Here is a 721-nt window from a genome sequence, read left to right on the forward strand (position 1 = left end):
CATCGGCCTCTTAGACATGCTGTTTCCTGAATATGAGCGCCTGTTCTCTGACCTGTTTGGCAAGACGTCTTCCGAATTGTTGATGAATTACACTACGCCAGAAGAAATCCTTGCCGTAGATACGGAAGAGCTGGCAGCCTTCATCGCCAAGCACAGTCGAAATCGCCTGGGTTTAGACAAAGCCGAGGAAATCAAATCCGCTGCCGAGTCTTCATTTGGGATCGACACAGCACTCGACGCATTTCGGCTACAATTGCGCCTGCTGCTTCAGCAAATTCGCTTTACAGAGGAACAGTTGGATTCCCTTGATGTCGAGATCGAAAAACGTCTCAAAAGCGTTGACACCAATCTCGTGACGATTCCCGGAATCGGCCCGGTTCTCGCTGCTGCTATACTCGGTGAAATTGGAGATATCTCCAGATTCCCGACCGGCGTTAAACTTGTTGCGTTCGCCGGGATCGACCCAACGGTACGAAGTTCAGGAGAATTTACCGGAACACGTAACCGAATGTCCAAACGAGGCTCACCCTACTTGCGACGCGCCATTTGGCTTGCCGCAAGTGTTGCGAAAATACACAACCCAATCCTCAAGGATTTTTACGATCAGAAGCGGGCACAAGGCAAACACCATCTAGCTGCAACGGGCGCTGTAGCGCGTAAAATGACGTACATCATTCACGCCGTTCTGCGGGACAAAAAGCCATACGAGCCAATCGCGTAG

The 721-nt window shown here is 50.9% G+C and carries 1 protein-coding gene; it reads left to right on the forward strand.

The annotated features are described in order from the left end of the window. Positions 1-721, forward strand: a 721-nt coding sequence (locus tag MM817_RS16395) for an IS110 family RNA-guided transposase (RefSeq protein ID WP_241717118.1), incomplete at its 5' end; no start/stop codon positions are given.

Source organism: Sulfoacidibacillus ferrooxidans (assembly GCF_022606465.1).
GTDB classification, from domain to species: Bacteria; Bacillota; Bacilli; order Alicyclobacillales; family SLC66; genus Sulfoacidibacillus; species Sulfoacidibacillus ferrooxidans.